The sequence below is a fragment of the Kribbella alba genome, from assembly GCF_039529635.1.
In the GTDB taxonomy this organism is placed as follows: Bacteria; Actinomycetota; Actinomycetes; order Propionibacteriales; family Kribbellaceae; genus Kribbella; species Kribbella alba.
Window position 1 is genome coordinate 110,398 of sequence record NZ_BAAANE010000005.1, and the last position, 17,918, is coordinate 128,315.

The 17,918-nt window shown below is 67.1% G+C and carries 22 protein-coding genes; 11 read left to right on the forward strand and 11 right to left on the reverse strand.

Annotated elements, in window-relative coordinates; all coding sequences use genetic code 11:
- The first annotated feature begins 15 nt into the window (after positions 1-15).
- Positions 16-441 carry a D-aminoacyl-tRNA deacylase gene (dtd, locus tag ABD210_RS15750; RefSeq protein ID WP_344112191.1) on the forward strand — a complete coding sequence of 142 codons (426 nt, stop codon included), beginning with the start codon at positions 16-18 and terminating at the stop codon, positions 439-441.
- A 169-nt stretch (positions 442-610) separates the two neighbouring features.
- On the opposite strand, the gene ABD210_RS15755 is transcribed toward dtd, so the two are convergent.
- From ABD210_RS15755 to ABD210_RS15785, 7 genes are all read right to left on the reverse strand, one after another.
- A complete protein-coding gene (locus ABD210_RS15755) occupies positions 611-1,837 on the reverse strand; it encodes a choice-of-anchor P family protein (protein WP_344112193.1) in 1,227 nt (408 codons plus the stop codon).
- Between the two features lie 312 nt (positions 1,838-2,149).
- Entirely contained in the window at positions 2,150-2,446 is a 297-nt protein-coding gene (locus ABD210_RS15760; protein WP_344112194.1) for a DUF1416 domain-containing protein, read from the reverse strand.
- A 1-nt stretch (position 2,447) separates the two neighbouring features.
- Complete coding sequence (locus tag ABD210_RS15765; protein WP_344112196.1) at positions 2,448-3,296, reverse strand: sulfurtransferase; 849 nt, start codon at positions 3,294-3,296, stop codon at positions 2,448-2,450.
- A 12-nt stretch (positions 3,297-3,308) separates the two neighbouring features.
- Entirely contained in the window at positions 3,309-3,761 is a 453-nt protein-coding gene (locus tag ABD210_RS15770) for a DUF4395 domain-containing protein (RefSeq protein WP_344112198.1), read from the reverse strand.
- A gap of 284 nt (positions 3,762-4,045) precedes the next feature.
- Positions 4,046-4,891: an RDD family protein gene (locus tag ABD210_RS15775; protein WP_344112199.1), complete on the reverse strand. Its 846-nt coding sequence runs from the start codon at positions 4,889-4,891 to the stop codon at positions 4,046-4,048.
- Positions 4,892-4,944: 53 nt separating this feature from the next.
- Positions 4,945-5,424, reverse strand: a complete 480-nt coding sequence (locus ABD210_RS15780; RefSeq protein ID WP_344112201.1) for a TlpA family protein disulfide reductase — start codon at positions 5,422-5,424, stop codon at positions 4,945-4,947.
- Between the two features lie 81 nt (positions 5,425-5,505).
- Positions 5,506-6,018, reverse strand: coding sequence for a cupin domain-containing protein (locus tag ABD210_RS15785; RefSeq protein WP_344112202.1), 513 nt, complete (start codon positions 6,016-6,018; stop codon positions 5,506-5,508).
- Positions 6,019-6,086: 68 nt separating this feature from the next.
- Here ABD210_RS15785 and ABD210_RS15790 point away from each other — a divergent pair, with 68 nt between their 5' ends.
- The 5 genes from ABD210_RS15790 (at position 6,087) to ABD210_RS15810 (ending at position 9,040) form a co-directional block, all read left to right on the forward strand.
- The gene (locus tag ABD210_RS15790) at positions 6,087-6,740 is read left to right on the forward strand and encodes a TetR/AcrR family transcriptional regulator (protein WP_344112203.1); all 654 of its coding nucleotides are present in this window, start codon (positions 6,087-6,089) and stop codon (positions 6,738-6,740) included.
- Between the two features lie 9 nt (positions 6,741-6,749).
- Positions 6,750-7,175, forward strand: coding sequence for an alternative ribosome rescue aminoacyl-tRNA hydrolase ArfB (gene arfB, locus ABD210_RS15795; RefSeq protein WP_344112204.1), 426 nt, complete (start codon positions 6,750-6,752; stop codon positions 7,173-7,175).
- A gap of 61 nt (positions 7,176-7,236) precedes the next feature.
- Positions 7,237-7,857: a hypothetical protein gene (locus ABD210_RS15800; protein WP_344112205.1), complete on the forward strand. Its 621-nt coding sequence runs from the start codon at positions 7,237-7,239 to the stop codon at positions 7,855-7,857.
- Positions 7,854-8,432 (forward strand): hypothetical protein, encoded by a 579-nt coding sequence (locus ABD210_RS15805; RefSeq protein WP_344112206.1) that lies wholly within the window; start codon positions 7,854-7,856, stop codon positions 8,430-8,432. The genes ABD210_RS15800 and ABD210_RS15805 overlap by 4 nt, the downstream gene beginning before the upstream one ends.
- The gene (locus ABD210_RS15810; protein WP_344112207.1) at positions 8,429-9,040 is read left to right on the forward strand and encodes a hypothetical protein; all 612 of its coding nucleotides are present in this window, start codon (positions 8,429-8,431) and stop codon (positions 9,038-9,040) included. The genes ABD210_RS15805 and ABD210_RS15810 overlap by 4 nt, the downstream gene beginning before the upstream one ends.
- Here the strand turns inward: ABD210_RS15810 and ABD210_RS15815 are convergent.
- Positions 9,003-10,382 (reverse strand): hypothetical protein, encoded by a 1,380-nt coding sequence (locus tag ABD210_RS15815; protein WP_344112208.1) that lies wholly within the window; start codon positions 10,380-10,382, stop codon positions 9,003-9,005. The genes ABD210_RS15810 and ABD210_RS15815 overlap by 38 nt on opposite strands.
- A gap of 160 nt (positions 10,383-10,542) precedes the next feature.
- A complete protein-coding gene (locus ABD210_RS15820; protein WP_344112210.1) occupies positions 10,543-10,782 on the reverse strand; it encodes a MoaD/ThiS family protein in 240 nt (79 codons plus the stop codon).
- Between the two features lie 162 nt (positions 10,783-10,944).
- Here ABD210_RS15820 and ABD210_RS15825 point away from each other — a divergent pair, with 162 nt between their 5' ends.
- Together ABD210_RS15825 and ABD210_RS15830 are read left to right on the forward strand one after the other, a co-directional pair.
- Entirely contained in the window at positions 10,945-11,655 is a 711-nt protein-coding gene (locus ABD210_RS15825) for a winged helix-turn-helix domain-containing protein (protein WP_344112211.1), read from the forward strand.
- 193 nt (positions 11,656-11,848) lie between these two features.
- Complete coding sequence (locus tag ABD210_RS15830) at positions 11,849-12,157, forward strand: hypothetical protein (protein ID WP_344112212.1); 309 nt, start codon at positions 11,849-11,851, stop codon at positions 12,155-12,157.
- Between the two features lie 65 nt (positions 12,158-12,222).
- Here ABD210_RS15830 and ABD210_RS15835 read toward each other — a convergent pair whose 3' ends face one another.
- Positions 12,223-14,007 (reverse strand): bifunctional metallophosphatase/5'-nucleotidase, encoded by a 1,785-nt coding sequence (locus ABD210_RS15835; RefSeq protein WP_344112213.1) that lies wholly within the window; start codon positions 14,005-14,007, stop codon positions 12,223-12,225.
- Positions 14,008-14,124: 117 nt separating this feature from the next.
- On the opposite strand from ABD210_RS15835, the gene mshD reads away from it, so the two are divergent.
- From mshD to ABD210_RS15850, 3 genes are all read left to right on the forward strand, one after another.
- On the forward strand, positions 14,125-15,024 hold the full coding sequence (mshD, locus tag ABD210_RS15840) for a mycothiol synthase (RefSeq protein ID WP_344112214.1): 900 nt from the start codon (positions 14,125-14,127) through the stop codon (positions 15,022-15,024).
- A 208-nt stretch (positions 15,025-15,232) separates the two neighbouring features.
- Entirely contained in the window at positions 15,233-15,829 is a 597-nt protein-coding gene (locus ABD210_RS15845) for a DUF6318 family protein (RefSeq protein ID WP_344112215.1), read from the forward strand.
- Positions 15,830-16,224: 395 nt separating this feature from the next.
- A complete protein-coding gene (locus ABD210_RS15850) occupies positions 16,225-16,719 on the forward strand; it encodes a PKD domain-containing protein (RefSeq protein WP_344112216.1) in 495 nt (164 codons plus the stop codon).
- A 96-nt stretch (positions 16,720-16,815) separates the two neighbouring features.
- Here ABD210_RS15850 and ABD210_RS15855 read toward each other — a convergent pair whose 3' ends face one another.
- On the reverse strand, positions 16,816-17,877 hold the full coding sequence (locus ABD210_RS15855) for an alpha/beta hydrolase (RefSeq protein WP_344112217.1): 1,062 nt from the start codon (positions 17,875-17,877) through the stop codon (positions 16,816-16,818).
- Positions 17,878-17,918 lie beyond the last annotated feature (41 nt).

Consider the following 17,918-nt stretch of genomic DNA (forward strand, 5'->3'; position numbering starts at 1 on the left):
TGAGAGGATGGCGCCATGAGAGCAGTAGTGCAGCGCGTGAGCCAGGCGTCGGTGACGGTCGAGGGTGAAGTCGTCGGGGCGATCGAGAAGCCCGGACTGATGGTCCTGCTCGGGGTGACCCACGACGACACCGAGGAGAAGGCGGCCGCTCTGGCTGCCAAGATCTGGACTTTGCGCATCCTCCGCGACGAGCGGTCCTGCGCCGACGAGCAGGCTCCGATCCTCGCCATCAGCCAGTTCACCCTGTACGCCGACACCCGCAAGGGCCGCCGACCCTCTTGGAGCGCCGCGGCCCCGGGGCCGGTCTCCGAACCTTTGTACGACGCGTTCTGCGCAGCCCTGGAGGCACTTGGCGCGAAGGTCGAACGCGGCCGCTTCGGCGCGCTGATGCAGGTCGCTCTGGTCAACGACGGCCCGGTGACTCTCATCCTCGACGCCTAGCAACTCCCTTGCGTCCGAAAGAGCCGGGGGCCTGCCCCGCGGCCCTTCGGACGCAAGGCAATGAAGAACCGGGCCCCCGCCCGGATCGCGTGGATCCGGCCGGAGGCCCGGGGGTTACCCGTCTGGGTCGGTGAGGTTCGACTCAGAGTGGGAGGGGTGGTTGGCTGGATCAGCCGACCACACCGGCGGCCGAGTGGCCCACGACAACCTTGGTGTTCAGGCTGTAGACATCGATCACCAGGGCGTTGACGGAGATGTAGCGGCTCTGACGCAGGACCTGGTTGAAGGTCAGCTTGGCGATGCCGGGGATCTCCAGGGTCTGGTTCGGCTTGTTCGGCACGGTGTAGACCTTCTTGCCGACGGTCACCGAGACGACCTTGGAGTCGGAGGCCAGACCGATCTTGCCGTCCTTGGTCTTCCACGCGGAGGCGGAGGACTCGATGGCACCGATCGACAGGTTGCCGACCTTGACACCGGCGACGTGCGAGGTGAAGTTCACCGAGGCCTTGTCGGCACCCACGACGCCGTACTTGGTGGTGTAGACCGCACCGACGTAGGCGACCTTCGGGATGACGACCTCAGCGACGGCGTTCCGGATGGTCTTGCCCTCGGTGCCCTGGCACGTGGCCTGGTACGAGGTCGGGCCGGAGGTGACCAGCTTGTCCACGTTCGCCTTGGTGCCGTACGCGTCGCCGATGACCATCGCGATGGCCGGCTTGGTGATCTCCGCGCGGGTCTTCAGTACCGCGACGTCGACACCCTCCGGGATGTACTGGTTCTTCACCGTCGCGTGCAGCACGACCGCCTGCGCGTACGAGTAGATGCCGGAGCTGGTCTTCACGCCGCCGACGCGGTTCAGCACGATGTAACCCAGGCCCGGGATCGCGACCTTGGTGTTCGGCTTCGCCTTCAGCAGGTTCGGCACTGACAGGTTGCCGATCTTGACGCTGGCGAAGGTGGTGCTGCCCGTGTAGTACAGGTTGCCGTTCTTGTACCACGCGGTGGTCGTGGTCTTCGCGCCCGTGAGGGACAGCAGGCTGCCGAGCTTGATGTCGGCGGCGGTCGCGTTGCTGGTGACACCGTTGCCGCGTGCGTCGTTGAACGCGTGCGTGTCGGTGGTGACCGTGCGCGCGATGGCCTGGTCGTTCACGTTCGCGGTCGCGAGGTCGTTCTTGTCCGCGCGGCTCGAGTCCGTGGTGCAGCTGATCTGGCTGACCACCTGCGGGCCGCTGTTCGCGATCCCGGTCTTGACGTCGGTGCCGAACGCGTAACCGCTGTAGCCGAACACCGGCGCGGCAGACGCCGAGCCCGAGGTCAGCGCAATCGTGGAAGCCACGCCGACAACCGCGGCAACACCCACGGCAGCGAGCTTCTTGTATCCGATGCGGGGTCTCATGACCCCTCCTCCCTGAGTGATGACGTGACCCTAAGAGCGGGCCAGGACACAGACACAACTCAGGCGGTTGCAGTAGGTAACGAGGAGGTGATGCTCCGAGATCAAACTGTTACACAACCAGCCGACCCGTGAGAAACGCGATCTTGTGCGTAACTCCCCGATTGTGCGATCGAGAATCAGCGAGGTACTTGTTCCCGCAGCAAACCCCAGTACTACAAGGGGATTCCGGGCAGGCCGAAGGGCCCAGACGCGCAAGGTCCGGGCCCTTCGGGGGTCTTGCTGACTGCTGCTACCTGCTCAACGACGCCGCGCTCAGACGGCTACGGCCACCTCAGCGACCTCGCCGTACTGAGCCACGACCTTGCGGTCGACCGGCTCGGCCTTGGGAGCCAGCGTCCGCAGCGTCCAGGTGCCCGGCGCCGCGAAGAACCGGAAGTGGCCGGTCGCCGAGGTCGGCACCTCGGCCGTGAACTCACCGGTGGAGTCCAGCAGCCGCACGTAGGCGCCGCCGACCGGCTCCTCACCGCGCAGCACCTGACCCTGGATCACGGCTTCCTTGTCGATGTCGACGCCCTTGAGATCGAGGCCGCCCTTCTTCGCTCCGCACATGTCAGGCCTGCCCGGGCTCGTCGCCGAGGGCAACGGGTACGCCGACCAGCGAACCCCACTCGGTCCAGGAACCGTCGTAGTTCTTGACGTTCTCCTGGCCGAGGATCTCGTGCAGCACGAACCAGCTGTGCGCCGAGCGCTCGCCGATCCGGCAGTACGCGATGGTATCCTTGCCGAAGTCCACGCCCGCGTCGGCGTACAGGGTCTTCAGCTCGTCGTCGGAGCGGAAGGTGCCGTCGTCGTTGGCCGCCTTGCTCCACGGGATGCTGGCCGCGGTCGGGATGTGACCCGCGCGCTGCGCCTGCTCCTGCGGCAGGTGCGCCGGGGCCAGCAGCCGGCCGGCGTACTCGTCGGGACTGCGCACGTCGACCAGGTTCTTGACGCCGATGGCTTCCTCGACCTCGTCGCGGAAGGCGCGGATGTTCTTGTCCTGCGGCTGCGCGGTGTACTCGGTGGCCTCGCGCTTCTCGACTTCGTCGGTCAGCTCGCGGCTGTCCAGCTCCCAGCGCTTGCGGCCGCCGTCGAGCAGCCGGACGTCACCGTGGCCGTAGAGCTTGAAGTACCAGTACGCGTAGGCCGCGAACCAGTTGTTGTTGCCGCCGTAGAGCACGACGGTGTCGTCGTTCTTCACGCCACGCTCGGACAGCAGCGCCTCGAACTGCTGCTGGTTGACGAAGTCCCGGCGGACGTGGTCCTGGAGGTCTTCCTTCCAGTCCAGCTTGATCGCACCGGCGATGTGGCCGGCATCGTACGCCGAGACGTCCTCGTCGACCTCGATCAGGACGACGTTCCCGTCGGACTTGTGCTCCTCGACCCAGTCGGCCGAGACGAGCGCGGATTCCCTGCTCATGTGTGCTGCTCCTTAGTTGGTAGTAGCGGTGTTGGGCGTACGAATGCGTTGGATCAGCAGATAGGCCTCGCAGCCGAGGCAGAGCCCGACCGCGGCGTTCACGAACGCGGCGACCAGGGCGAACCCGGTGGCGACGACACCGAGCACCTCGACGCCGGCCAGATACCCGATCAGGCCGATGACTGCGAAGACCAGGCCGACCAATTGGGCGAACCGGGGTGGCGCGGCGTCCTCCAGCTCCGTCGGCGGACCGAGCCGGGGCCGGATCAGCCGCTTGAAGAACTGCCCGTACGGCGAGGCCTGGACGCCGAACGCGACCGAGATCGCGAAGACCACAGCCTGGACCGCGAGCGGCCAGGCGTTGTTCAGCACCAGGGTCAGCGCGAGAACGACCGTGGTGACACCCGCGGCGAACCGGAGTCCGCGCGGGTCGACCTGGGGTTGTGCTGCCGTCTGACTGGACATGACCACTCCCGGAAGGAGTTGGATCGAGCCGGGCCCGCCCGAGGTGCGGGAGGCGACGTACTGGGAACCGTGCTCAGCTACCGGTCCCGGAGCGCTCGTGACGCCGCCTGGTCAGCAGGGACGACACAGCGACGAGCGCATCCGGCAGTTGTCCACTGCCCTGCGCTTGGTCAGCCATGTCGTGTACTCCACGCCACCGAGAGTACGGAAACCGCGCCCACCGAAAAGACTTTGTCCCACCTATCGAGACAACTGATCACTATCCGGGCAGGAGAGCCGGCCTGTCAGCGGGGCGGCTGAGGACCCAGCACCACGTTGGTCGCGGCAACCTTGTCGTGGAGTGCCTGCTTCTTCTGGTCCCACAGCGGCCAGACGATGTTGAGCAGTCCCAGCAGCCCGAACAGACTCCCGAAGGTCGGGATGGATCCCAGTGCACTCAGCCCGGCATAGAGGCCGAACCGCTTGAGCACCGCCGACAGGGGCGGCGGGCCGGGTACGTCGCGCAACCGGACGCTGATACCGACCGCCTGCTTTCCCGGGGTCGCGCCGCTGCGGGTGAGGAAGTAGACCTCGTACACGAAGTTCACCACCAGCGCGATGAGCGTCACCGCGAGCGCCCACTTGTAGACGTCCCAGGGCAGTGTGAAGCTGAACTGGGTGTCGCCGGCCACCGCGCGGTCGAGGAGCCCCTGCTCGTAGTCCAGCGCCGCCTGGAAGTAGTGGTACCAGAAGTAGCCGGTGAGCGGCAGGCTCACGATCAGCACGACGATCGCGTCCAGGATCCGCGCGCCGACCCGCTTCCACCATCCCGACAGAGGTACCCCGTCCGGCGTGGCAGGTACGGCCGGCCGGTACCCGAACCCCTGCGCTTGCGGCGAGTAGCCCTGGCCGTAGTACTGACCCTGTCCATACTGCTGGCCCTGCCCGTAGTGCTGGCCCTGCCCATAGTGCTGCGGTGCCTGCTGGGGTTGGGTCTGCTGGGGCTGGGTCTGCTGGGGTTGGCCGAACTGGCCCTGGTACGGCGGGGGGCCGGGTCGGGGCCGACGGTGGTCCGTCCAGGCCGTGCCGTCCCAGTAGCGCTGCTGACTCAGGTCCTGCGGATCGTCGTACCAGCCATGCGGAAAGCTCACCGGCACAGCATCCCGCACGACAAGGTCGTCTGAACAATCAGCCCGACGACAATTCAGCGCGGCTGGCGATCCACCGCGGCACCCAAGGCGGCGATCACATCGGGCTTGCGCGGCTGGCCGCTGGCTCGAGTGACAATGGCGCCGGTGCTGTCGAGCACGAGCACGGTCGGGGTGCGGAGAATGTCCAGGCGGCGTACCAGGTCGAGGTGGGACTCGGCGTCCAGCTCGACGTGCCGGACTCCCTCCACCATCGACTCGACCTCGGCCAAGGTCCGTCGGGTCGCTCGGCAGGGCGCGCAGAACGCGGAAGAGAACTGCAGCAAGGTCGCCCGCGAACCGAGGTCGCCGCCGATCTCCTCAGCCGTCACCCGGTCCACGCCGGCCTTCGCCGTCTCCACTGCCGCCCTCTCAGCTGGGCCCCTCCGCTTGACCGGCCGGGTGCCCCGGAACCGGCCGTCGAACCGGGCCTTGAGCACGCTGAGCAGGACGCCGACGGCGACTGCACAGACCAGCACTACGATCCCCAAGCTCACAGCAATCCAGACTACGTCGCTAGGAATTCCCTTCAAACGGTCGTTCATCCCTTGGACCCTGCGAGCCCGTCAGCGGCTTGACTACACGCCTGAAGTCGGCTGGACCCCGGCCGGCGTCAGGTGGGCGAACGGGGGTGGGCCGAGGATCTCGATGCCGCCGTTGCTGCGGGCTGATTCCCGGATCCGGTCGAAGTCGACTCTGTGGGCCGTGCCCGCGTCGAGTGGCTCGCTGGCACCGAAGTAGAAATCCTGGCCGATCCCCGGCGTGATCAAGCAGAGCATCCGCGCCGTCTCTGACGTCACCAGAAAGGCGTGCGGCATGCCCCGCGGGGCCATCGCGAGCCCGCCCGGACCGATCCGGTGCTCAGCACCGTCCAGGTGGATCAGGATCTCGCCCTCCAGCAGATACATGGTCTCGTCCGCCTCCGGATGCAGGTGGAGCGGCGTCACCTTGCCTTGCTCGAGCTGGTCCTCGAACAACAGATAGCTCGCGTCGGTCTCCGCCGCGGTGGCCAGCCACCGGTGCACCCCGCCACCCGCGAACCACCGCAAGTCACCGTCATCCGCGCTCCTGACAATCGGATCTCGCCCCATCGCTCCGCCCACCTTCTCGAGTTCCTGAGACTGATGTCTCAACACGAGACTGCGGTATCATCTGGCCTGTGTCAATCCCCTACGAGGCCGGCGGTCGTACCAGGCAGAAGCAGCGGACCCGGGACACCCTCGTGGCTGCGGCGCGCGAACTGGTCGCGGCCGGGGTGACGCCGACAGTCGAGCAGGCCGCGGCAGCAGCGGAGGTCTCACGCCCGACGGCCTACCGCTACTTCCCGAACCAGCGCGCTCTGCTCGCGGCCGCCCATCCGGAGACCGCTGCCTCGTCGCTGCTGCCGGCAGATCCCCCCGCTGATGCCGCCGATCGCCTCGCTGCAGTGCTCGATGCCTTCACCGCTCTGATCATCGAGACCGAGGACCAGCAGCGCACGATGCTCCGCCTCTCGCTCGAGGCCGCACCCGCCGAGCGAGCGGCTCTCCCGCTGCGCCAGGGCAGGGCCATCGCCTGGATCGAGGAAGCGTTGGAGCCTCTCCGGGACCAGCTCCCCGAGCGGTCTGTCCATCAACTCGCCATCGCCATCCGCAGCGCGGTCGGCATCGAGGCCCTCACCTGGCTGACCGACGTAGCCAAACTTCCCCAGCCCGAGGCCGTCCGCCTGATGAAATGGTCAGCCCAGTCCCTGCTCCACGCCGCCCTCGTCGGCTCACCACCGCCGGTCGGGGATGATCAATCAGGAGGCGGTCGGCGGCCCCGATCCGATTGAATGGAGCCCATGGAGAGTGGGCTGGTCGTGCGGACAGGGGTGGTGATCCCTGATTCGGAACTGGAGTGGCGGTTCTCGCGGTCCAGCGGGCCGGGTGGACAGTCCGTCAACACCACTGACAGCCGGGTCGAGCTCAGCTTTGACGTGGCGGCGACCACCGCGCTGAACGAAGTACTGAAGGCTCGGGCGCTGGAACGGCTCGGGTCGCGCCTCGTCGACGGAGTACTGACCGTGACCGCCTCCGAGCATCGGTCGCAGTGGCGGAACCGGGAGGCGGCGCGGACCAGGCTCGCGGCCGTACTACGGGACGCGATCGCCGCGCCGCCGCGACCGCGGCGCGCGACCCGGCCGAGCAAGAACGCGATCCGGCGACGGGCCGAGGACAAGAAGCGACGCAGCCAGACCAAGCGGCTCCGCAACCGCCCGATCGACTGAATCGTCACACAGCCCGGCGCGAGGCCAGGTTTGGTCCCCTCGGCTCGTTACGCTTCTGCCCGTGCAGGAAACGGGGAACGCGGACCGGGAGGAATTGCCGGATCTGCAGGATGTCAAGGTGCGCGGGCGGTCGCTGCGCAGTTGGGTGGTCGGCGCGGGTGTCGTCGCGCTCGCGATCTCGGCCGCGTTCGGGGGATTGAAGAAAGCCGCCGACGAGACTCCGCAGGTCACCGCGGGGACACCCGTCGACGCCGGCCAGTTCGAGGTGACGATCCAGCGGGTGGTCGTCGTGGCCGATCTGAAGCCTCTGTTCAGTCCCGACGAGGGCGGCGCGCTGATCGGCGTGGTGACCAAGCTCAAGGTGACCGACGACACCGGGGTGACGCCACCGAGCGACCTGATCCGGCTGATCGGAGTGCCGGGGATCAAGGACGACGACCCACCGATCGGCACCACCAGTCTGCGCGACCAGACCATGAGCCCGGTACTGACCCCGGAGTACGGCGAGGACGTCGCCTACGTCTGGAAGTTGCCAAAGGCCACGGAGCTGCCGAAAGAGGTCAAGCTCACGGTGCAGCACTTCGAACACATCGACGACTCCGTGCTCGACCACCACGAGAAGTGGATGCCGGACAAAGTCGCTGCTGAAGGCATGGCCGCGGTCAAGGACAACACGAAATGACGGCCCGGAAGCTGGTCAACGTCGGGCTCACCCTTGTCGTGCTGGTCGCGATCGTCGCGCTCTACCGCTGGACGCCGACCCTCAAGGACATCCAGCAGCCCGTCGCGGTCAAGGGCGCGGTCGGCAAGCCCGTGCACACTCCCCGCTTCGACCTGACCGTCGACGGCATCCGGATCAGCAACAAGCTGCGGGTCCCGCGCACCACCCCGGATCGCGACACACTGACGGACTTCGTGGTGGTCGACGCGACGGTCAAGGCGACGCGGGAGCCGATCCACCTGGGCCTGGTGCAGATCAGGACCGCTGACGGCGTGACCTACCTCGGCGCGAACCGCAACGGCCTGGACCTGGCAGATCTGACCGGCTTCCAGTTCGCGCCCGACATCCCGGCGCGGGGTTCGTTCGTCATCGAGATGCCGGCCGACAAGTTGCCCGGCGCGATCCTGCTGGTGACGGAGAAGAAGATCTTCACCGATTTCGAGCCGCAGGCAACGATTCCGCTGGACGTGAAGAAGGAGCAACTGGCCGGTCTGCGGAAGGACGTGGCGATCCTGACCTCCACGGACGCCTCATGAGCAGCGCCCGTCGCGCCAGGCGCGGCTGGTTCCGCGCGAACGCCGCTGCACTGGCCTCGCTTCTGATCAGTGTCCCGCTGGCCGGCTGGTGGTTCACCCATGCCGACTTCAAGTCCTGGTACGACGACGAGCCGCGCGATCCCGTGGTTGTCGCGGCCGGCGGTACGCAGTACACGGATGCCACCTGGTACGCCGCGAGCGTCGAGGTGGATCCGGAGCCGAAGCGGAGCACCGATACGCCGGGAGCCCTGCCGACCGGAACCACCCGCGTGCGGGTGTACTTCCGCCTGCAGGTGGACGACGTGGCCAAGCTGGAGAAGCTCGGCGGTTGCAGCATCCACCTCCGGGCGCCGGACGGGCGGACGTGGGACGAGTCGATGCTGGAGGACGACTTCCAGGACCGCCCGACGGGATGCACCGGTGGCTACGACGAGAAGCCGCAGACCTGGCGCGCGCCGGGGACAGCGCAGTACTACCTGAAACCCCAGGCGGGGAAGGCGTTCGAGACGGTGGCGGTATTCGTCGTACCGACCGATGTGGCGGCGACGGCCCAGCCGACGATCACCTGGCCTACGAAACTTCCGCAGTACCTGGCATTCCCGAGGTAGCCGCGGTCAGGTCCGTGACGCCCTTGTCCTCCGGCTGATCCCCGGCCGCGGGCTTCGTCCGCGGGCGCAGGTAGCCGGCCAGCCCGCCCACCATCCGGTCGTACGCCGCGGCGAGCAGGCTGATCTGCAGCATGATCTTGAGGCCCTCGGTGACGAGGTTGAGCGGCTCGTCGACCACCTGCCAGAACTGCAGCGAATGCGGACCCAGCACGTAGTCGCGCATCAGGATCCACACCTCGCTGGCGCAGTACGTGACCACAGCCCACGCCAGGAAGTAGCCGAGCATCGGCCGGATCCCGGACCGGGCCACCAACCGGAACGCCGCCACCACGGGGGTCCAGCGGTCCTTCCAGTCCGAGACCACCGATTTCCCGGCGCTCCGGACAATGCGCGGCGTGCGCTCCCAACGCTGGGTGATCCGGTCGAACCGCCAGCGCGGCTGGACCTTCTCGGCCTTGTGTACGGCCCGTCCATAGATCACCGCGGTCATCGTGATCCACATCAGGGGCAGCACGGCGGCGCTCCACAGATCACCGATGCCTGCGGCAAGGAACCCGGTCACCGTGTCCCAGATGTCGCGGACCGTCGCGACCCCGAGTACGTGGTCGAGGACCCAGCCGTACCCGTCTTGCACCCAGGCAGCGACCTGGCGCTCCTTCAGCCAGCCCTTCGGCGACGGGATGAACGACGTCGCCTGGTAGGCCACCACGAAAATCCACAGCGCCTCTAGGTAGGTGACGAACAACCTGCGCACCGGGCCGCCCGCGTTACGGTCGCCACGCTTCTTGAAGAGCAGCCGCAGCAGATACGCCGTGACGCCCAGGCCGATGAACAACCATGTAGACAGCGACTGGAGTCCCGTCGACTGCTGAGCGACTGTGCCTCCGCCGAAAATGGTGGCCGCGTCCGCGTTGAGCTTGTGGACAGCCAGGTCGTACTCGTACTGGTACGCCTCCGCCTGGAGGAATTTGTAGGCCGCGTAGAACGCCAGAAACGGCAGCAGCGCGGCGGCCAGGGCGTCGATCGGCCGGTGCTCCTTGCCGGGTTCCATCCCGTCAGGCGCCAGCACGCCCTCGGCGACAGCCCTACGGTGGAACGGGAGCTCGCCCCGGAGCACGAGGAACATCGTGACGTACATGGCAAGGGAGATCAGTACGAGCAGGGCGAGCACGGCGATTCCCGCTGCCTGAACCTTGGCTCCCGCTTGTACCGCGACCCACGCAACCCCGCGGTGAGCGAGTTGCGCAGCGAGGAAGACGGCCAGCAACCGCGGCCAGGCCCTCCCGAAGAGCGCCCCAGCTCGCCCGACCGTAGTGAGCAGATCCCCCGATTCCTGTGCCACAGCCCCGAAATCTACCGCGCCAGAAGGTCGGACCAAGGTCTCCTCGCCGCAGCGGTCGTTCGGGTCTGACCGGCGAGGCTGCCTGTGGATAACGCGGGCTGATCAACGGGCCCGGCGGATACGCTTAGTCAGGAAGGACAGAGGGCGGCAGATGCGGGGCTCAGCCGCCGGCGAAGGGTGGGAGGGCGTCGACGAGGGCGCCGTCGTTGAGGGTGGCGTCGGCCTCGACGCGCTCGCCGTCGAGGAGGAAGGTGCAGATGCCGAGGACCCGGGCGAGCTCGGGGCGGTCGGCTGAGACCGTGCCCACGAGCTCCTTGATCGAGCCCGCCTCAGCGGTCGCCGTGGACTCACCTGCGGCAGCGCGCGCGGCGGCAAAATACCTGATGGTCACTTCCGGCATGTGGGAGCAGCCTCACTAATCGGTTAAGTCTTCCGGTATTGTGTCATCTTGCTGTTGCAAACCAGTGTGTCTCGGGCCCCCGGCAATGACGCCGTCGGGGCCTGACGTGCATAAGGACCGGATCACCCACCAAGGATCCGACTACCAGCACAAGGAGACAGCGTGAGCACGTTGCTTCTGCTGACGAACGCGTTGCAGGCCTCTACCGAGGTGCTGCCCTCGCTCGCCCTGCTGCCACACCAGATCCGGATCCTGCCCTCCGAGGTCGCGGCCCTCGTGGACGCCCCCGACGCCGACGCGGTCCTGCTGGACGCCCGGCGCGATCTGGTCAACGTGCGCGGGGTGGCCCGGCTGATCCGCACCACGGGCATCGACGTACCGCTGATCCTGGTCGTCACCGAGGGCGGTCTGACCGCGGTGAACGCCGACTGGGGCGCCGACGACGTCCTGCTCGACACGGCCGGTCCGGCCGAGATCGAGGCCCGGCTCCGGCTGGTGATCGGCCGGCTCGCGGCGGCCCGTAACGAGGACCCCGACACCACCCTGATCCGCAGCGGTGACGTGGTGATCGACGAGGCCTCCTACACGGCGAAGCTGAACGGGCGCGCGCTCGACCTGACCTACAAGGAGTTCGAGCTGTTCAAGTTCCTCGCGCAACACCCCGGCCGGGTGTTCACGCGGGAGCAGTTGCTGCAGGAGGTCTGGGGCTACGACTACTTCGGCGGCACCCGAACGGTCGACGTCCACGTCCGGCGGTTGCGGGCCAAGCTCGGCCCCGAGCACGAATCCCTGATCGGCACCGTCCGCAACGTCGGCTACCGCTTCGTCATCCCGCCCTCCACCCAGCGCGAATCCGCCGACGTCACAGTCTGATCCTGCCGCGCCGCGGCGGCTGCGCCGTGAGACCCGTCCTGCGGCTGGCTCGCCTGTCCGGCCACCGGGGCGGTTTCGGGTTTGGACGCTTTCAGGCGGATTCCGGCCTGGACCGGTGCGGGCTATTCACCATGGACCAACGGCTGTTTTTGCTGCTACCGTGCGTATTCGGTCTTTTCACGGAAGGTGACCGATGGCGCACGTTGCTCCGACTTCGCACCGCCGCGCGACCCGCGCAGGCCATCGCGGTGATCGCACCGCCGACGGGCCGATCCAGACGACAACCTGGCTCGGGCTCACGTTCGCCCAGATCCTCGGCCTCGTCCTGGTCGGCCGATCCCACGTCGGTGTGCACGCTGCCGGCGTCACCTTGCTGATCATGCTGGTCCCGCTGACGGTCGCCGTGTTCGGCACCGCCCTGCGCCGCGGCCTCGGCTCGGGCAAGGCCGCCCTCTCGACCGGACTCGCCCTGACCTTCGTGATCCTGAAGTTCCTGCTCTGACGCCGCGACGCCCGGGTCGCTCCTGATCAGGAGCGACCCGGGCACGCGGCACAGCGCAGTACGGGTCAGGAACCGATGCTGATGCGGTCGGTCGCGACCGGTGTGTACGGGTCGTGCGCGGTCAGGTAGTTGGCGAAGCCGTCGATGTCGAGACCGCCGAAGAACTTGTCCGTCGCCGTGGTGAAGGCCGGGAAGCCGTCACCGCCGTCGGAGAGGAAGTTGTTCGTGACGATCCGGTAAGTCGTGCTGTCGACCAGCGGCTGACCGGCGATCTTGATCGAGCCGGGCACCACCTTGGAGCCGGCCGCCGCGGCCGGGTTCCACGTGTACGTGATCCCTGCGACCTGGAGCACCTTGAACTTCGGGGCTTCCGGACCGTTCAGGCCGGAGAACTGCTGTTCCAGCAAGGCTTTGATCTGGGTGCCCGTCATGTCCATGGAGACCAGGTAGTTGTTGAACGGCTGCACGGTGAACGCCTGGCCGAAGGTGACGGCACCACCGTTGGACGCCAGGTCGCCCCGGATGCCGCCCGGGTTCATGAAGGCGACGACCGGAGTCTTGCCGTTCGTCACGGCCGAGGTGTCCGCCAGTTGCGCATCGGCGATCAGGTTGCCCAGCGGCGATTCCAGCGAGTCATCGTTCGTCCTCACCACGGTCGGGGTGGTGATGTGGCCGATCACCTTGCTCTCGATCGGCGCGACCAGCGTCTGGTACTTCGTGATCAGTTTGGTCAGCGCCGGGTCCTTCGGCACGTCCTGGGTGACGATCTTGTTGTTCGCCAGCGTGTTCAGCCGGTCGACGTCGTGCGTGGCGTTGTCGATGCTCAGCCGGACCTCGGTGACGATCTTGCCGAAGGAGGACGCGCTGGTGACCAGGCGCGGCTTGTTGGCCGGGTCGTTGATCGAGCAGTTGTACGCCGCGTGGGTGTGCCCGGTCAGCACCGCGTCGATCGCCGGGTCGAGGTTCTTCGCGATCTCGGTGACCGGTCCGGAGATGCCCGGGCAGCTGTTGTAGGCCTTCGGGTCGGACGGGAAACCACCCTCGTGCAGCAGCACCACGATCGACTCGATGCCCTGCTTCCGCAGCTCCGGCACGAGCGCGTTGGCGGTCGCCACCTCATCGGTGAAGGTGAGCCCCGCGATGCCGGACTTGGTGACGATGTTCGGGGTGTTCTCCAGCGTCATCCCGATGAAGGCGACCTTCTGGCCGTCCTTGAACTTCTTCACCGTGTACGGCCGGAACAGCGTCTTCTTGGTGTTCTCGTAGAAGACGTTCGCGGACAGGTACTCGAAGTCGGCACCCTTGAACTCGTTCTTCGGGTCCGGGCAGGAGTTCTGGTTGTTCTGCCCGTCGCCGTCGTTGAGGCAGCCGCCCTTCTGCATCCGGAGCAACTCGTGCCAGCCCTCGTCGAACTCGTGGTTGCCGACCGACGTGGCGTCCAGGCCCATCTCGTTCATGGCCTCGATGGTGGGCTCGTCGTGGAACGCGGCCGACAGCAGCGGGGACGCGCCGATCAGGTCACCGGCAGCGACAGTGGCAGTCTCCTGCCCCTGCGCCTTGGCGGACGCCCGCAACATTTCCAGCTGGGTCGCCAGGTACTCGGCGCCGCCGGCCGGCGTTCCGTTGACGTTGCCACTCGAGCTGGTCGCCGGATTAGGCGCCAGGTTCCCGTGGAAGTCGTTGATCGAGAGCAATTGGATCTGGGTGTGCGTCGGCTTGGGTTTCGCCGGCGCAGCCTGGGTCACGGTTCCCCCCGTGGCCAAGCCGAGTACCACGGCGGCGCCGGCTGCCAGCAGGCCAACGGCCCGCGGTCCCCTCAGCCACGTCTTGTCTCGTCCTGTGAAGGCCATGTCTTCTCCGTCGTCGGTTCGATACCGCGGGTGCGCGGTTCCGCGAAAATTACCCGACCCGGCGCGCCTCACCAAGGCCTTGACTACGAACTGGCAAGGACCTTTTACGGTACTTACGTGACACTCGAAGCCGTACCTTCCCCGTTGCCCTCGGCTACTGCCGCCCTCGTCACCGAGCTCGCCCGTTCGGCTGCTGAGAGCGACGGAGTCCACCCGCTCTCCGAACACACGCTGCTCCACCTGGACGGCGAACACCCTGGCGACGTCCACGTGCTCGCGTACGCCGGGGAGCCGGGGACGAGTGACCTCGCCGGATACGCCGCGCTAGGCCCAGACGGATCAGCCGAGCTGGTAGTTGCCCCGCAGTACAGACGTCAGGGCTTCGGCACCTCGTTGCTGCGAGTGCTGCTCGACCACGGCGGCTCCAAGCTCGCTGTCTGGGCGCACGGCCGACTGCCGGGATCCGATCAGCTCGCTGCTCGCCTAGGCCTCGAGGTGACCCGCGAGCTGTACTTCCTGCGCAGGCCGACTGCTCCGCTGGCCGAGCCTGCCTGGCCGTCCAGCATCACGGTGCGCACGTTTGTCCCAGGCGAGGACGACGCCGCATGGCTCGCTGTGAACGCGGCAGCCTTCGCACACCACCCGGAGCAGGGCGGTTGGACGCAGGCCGACATGGCGGATCGCCTGCAGCAGCCGTGGTTCGACCCGGCCGGCTTCTTCCTAGCAGTGGACTCCACTGGGGCAGTGGCCGGCTTCCACTGGACGAAGGTGCACGAGGACGAAGGCGACGGCCCGTACGGCGAGGTGTACGTGGTCGGCGTATCCCCCGACCAGCAGGGCTCCGGCCTAGGCAAGGCACTCACCCTGCAAGGGGTTCGCCATTTGCAAGAGGACCGGGGGCTCGCATCGGTCGTCCTGTACGTCGACGGGACGAACACTGCCGCCCGTGCCCTCTACGAAAAGCTCGGCTTCACCACGGCGGCCCTGGACGTCCAGTTCGCCCCAAAATCCTTGTGAACGGTGTCACACCGGAATCATCCGCTCACTTGGCGTCATAAGCGGGTCGGTCTCCCGTCTCACCCTTAACCGGGAGCCGTCCGCCTCTACCCCCCAGCCGGGCGGCTCCTGGCCGCCAACCCGGTTATCCACATGCCTCCCCCGAACGCCGGGCGCGACGCTCCCTCACCCAGTTACGATCAGGGTCGACTACTGAGGGGTGACAACCGTGACTTACCGCAACAGGACGACCGCCCTACTAGCGGCCTGCCTAACCGCCACCCTCTTCCTCGCATCCTGCAGATCCTCCCCCGACGCGGGTCGGCCCGACAGCGCTCCGCCGTCTACAACTGCCAACTCCTCAATCACCCCGTCCCGACCCAGCGCGACACCTTCCGGACCACCTGTCCGCCCAACCACCGCTGAGGGCTTGACGCTATCCGCAGCCGAGGCGTTCTACCGGCACTATGTCGATCTCATGAACTATGCCTCGCAGACCGGCGAGACCGCTCCTTTGTTGGCGGCCAGCGAGAGCGGCTGCGAGCGATGCAAGGAGTACGCAAGCTTCGTCGCCAAGGTCAACGAGGCCAACGGCGGTCTAACCGGTGACTACCGGGAGCGGGTGAAGGAAGTTTCGGAGCTCGTCCGAGGATCCAGCGGACGTGTCGGCGGGTCAGCGATCGTCACCGTTGGCAACTACACGACAAAGGCGACGCCAACAACAAAGCCGATAGTCAGCAAAGCGGCCGAGTACACCGAGCAGATCGCGCTCTCACCTAGCGGCAGTAACTGGGTGATGTACGAACTGAAACTCGAAAGTCGATGAAGTCGTCAAGATTCGTTCCCGTATGGGTGGTGCTGGTCTGCGGCGCGCTCTGCTGGCAGGCGGTCACGACGGCGAACGCGAGCCAAGCTCCGGCGGCTTGGAATAACTCCGTCACGACACCGACGCCCCCACCGGTTGTCGTAGTCGGCGGGACGAAGGAAGGCGCCAAGGCCGGCGCAAGCAAAAAGGCCGATGGACGCTTGAAGACAGGAGATCCAAAGCCATCGCCCAAGAAGACCGGAGAACCGTCTCGCCAGGTTCCATCCGCACCGTCACTTCCGGTCGTTAGCCAGAAGAGAGATTTTCGACTCAACGTGGGGATCTGTGGGCGGCTTGGGCCTGACGGGACTGTGCCAGGGCCTCAGAGGTGTCAGCCCTTTGGACCGGGGCGGCCGGTGCCGCCTACTCAGGTGGTGGTGCGGCGGCTGCCGCAGCCTCAGGATGTCCGGTGGGAGCAGATCCTCACTGAGAACAAGGAGGTGCTGTTTCCGAAGCTGGGGGTGAAGGTACAGCCGGCGGGGCGGACGTTGGTGAATCTGGACACGATCGTGTACACGGATGAGAGCCGGGTCTCGACGAAAACCGTTACGTTGTTGGGGTTTCCGGTGGTGGTTGAGGCAACGCCGATGAGTTACAGCTGGGACTTCGGGGACGGGGGTCCTGTGCTGATCACGAGTACGCCGGGGAAGCCGTATCCGGCGAAGGAGATCACGCACAAGTACATGAAGCGTGGGTCGACGAAGGTCACGCTGACTACGAACTACGCGGCGCGGTTCAACGTTGCTGACACGGGGTGGCAGTACGTGGACGGCACTGTGCCGATTGCCGGGCCGCCGACAGTGTTGCTGGTTCGAGAAGCTGTACCTGTGCTGGTCGATCCGCCGCGCTGAATGGACAGGCCTTCGACCCCGCCGCGCTCAGTGGATGGACCTGCGCGGCCCCGCAGCCTGACGGGCAGGCTCTCGACGACCGGCTGGACCGAGTGCTCAGCCGGGGTTGAGGACTGAGCGGATGTGCTGCGCGATCCTGAGTTGGGCGGCGCGGGTCTCGCCGCCGATGGCGAGGATGTTCGCGTAGCCGTGGACCATGCCGGGTTCGCAGATGTGGGTGACCTCGACACCTGCGTCCGCGAGCAGGGAGGCGTATTCGTTGCCCTCGTCGCGCAATGGGTCGAAGCCTGCCGTCGCCACGATAGCCGGAGCCAGCCCGCTGAGGTCCTTGCCGAAGATCGGCGACACCATCGGGTCCGAGCGGGCCGCCGGGTCCGGGACGTAGTGGTCGCGGTACCAGTTGATGTCGTCCTCGGTCAGGAAGAACCCCGCCCCGAAAAGATCACGACTGGGCCGCCTGCCGACCAGGTCCACCGCGGGGTAGATCAGCACCTGAAGAGCCGGCGCCGGCAGGCCTCGTAGTACGCATTGCTGGGCGACAACTGCGGACAGGTTGCCGCCGGCGCTGTCGCCGCCGACCCCGACGAGGGCCGGATCGACACCGAGGTCCTCGGCATGTTCGACTGCCCAACTGAAGGCGGCGATGGCGTCCTCGGCGGCGACAGGGGCCTCGGCCTCCGGCGCGAGGCGGTACTCGACCGAGAGGATGCGGATCCCGGCCTCCTCAGCCAGGTCGCGGCAGTAAGCATCGTGGCTTTCCAGATCGCCCAGCACCCAACCACCGCCGTGGAAGAAGACGAGCAGGCCGCGTCCGGCCGAGCGCGGCACATAGAGCCGGGCGCCCAGTTGGCCGTCGGCGCCGCGGACGGTGAGCTCGGTCACGCGCTGTAGTTCGCGGGGGTGCCCGGCGACCAGGTGCGACATCGCCAGCAGGTTCGCGCGTGCCGCCGGGACCGACGACTTCATCGTCGAGGGCAACAAGCGCTCGATCCGCAACAGCAGCTGGAGATCGGGGTCCAGGACGTTGCCGTCGATCTGGATCGGAGCGCCGGCCAGGCGGCGCCGAACTATCGCGGGCAGGACCGTCACCGGCTTCAGGGCGCTGCCCTGCACCGTACCCAGCGCGGTCCGCAGCAGCGTGTCCACTCGTCGGTTCACAAGGAGTGACGCTAGCAACTGGGATTGCCTCGCCGCGCGGG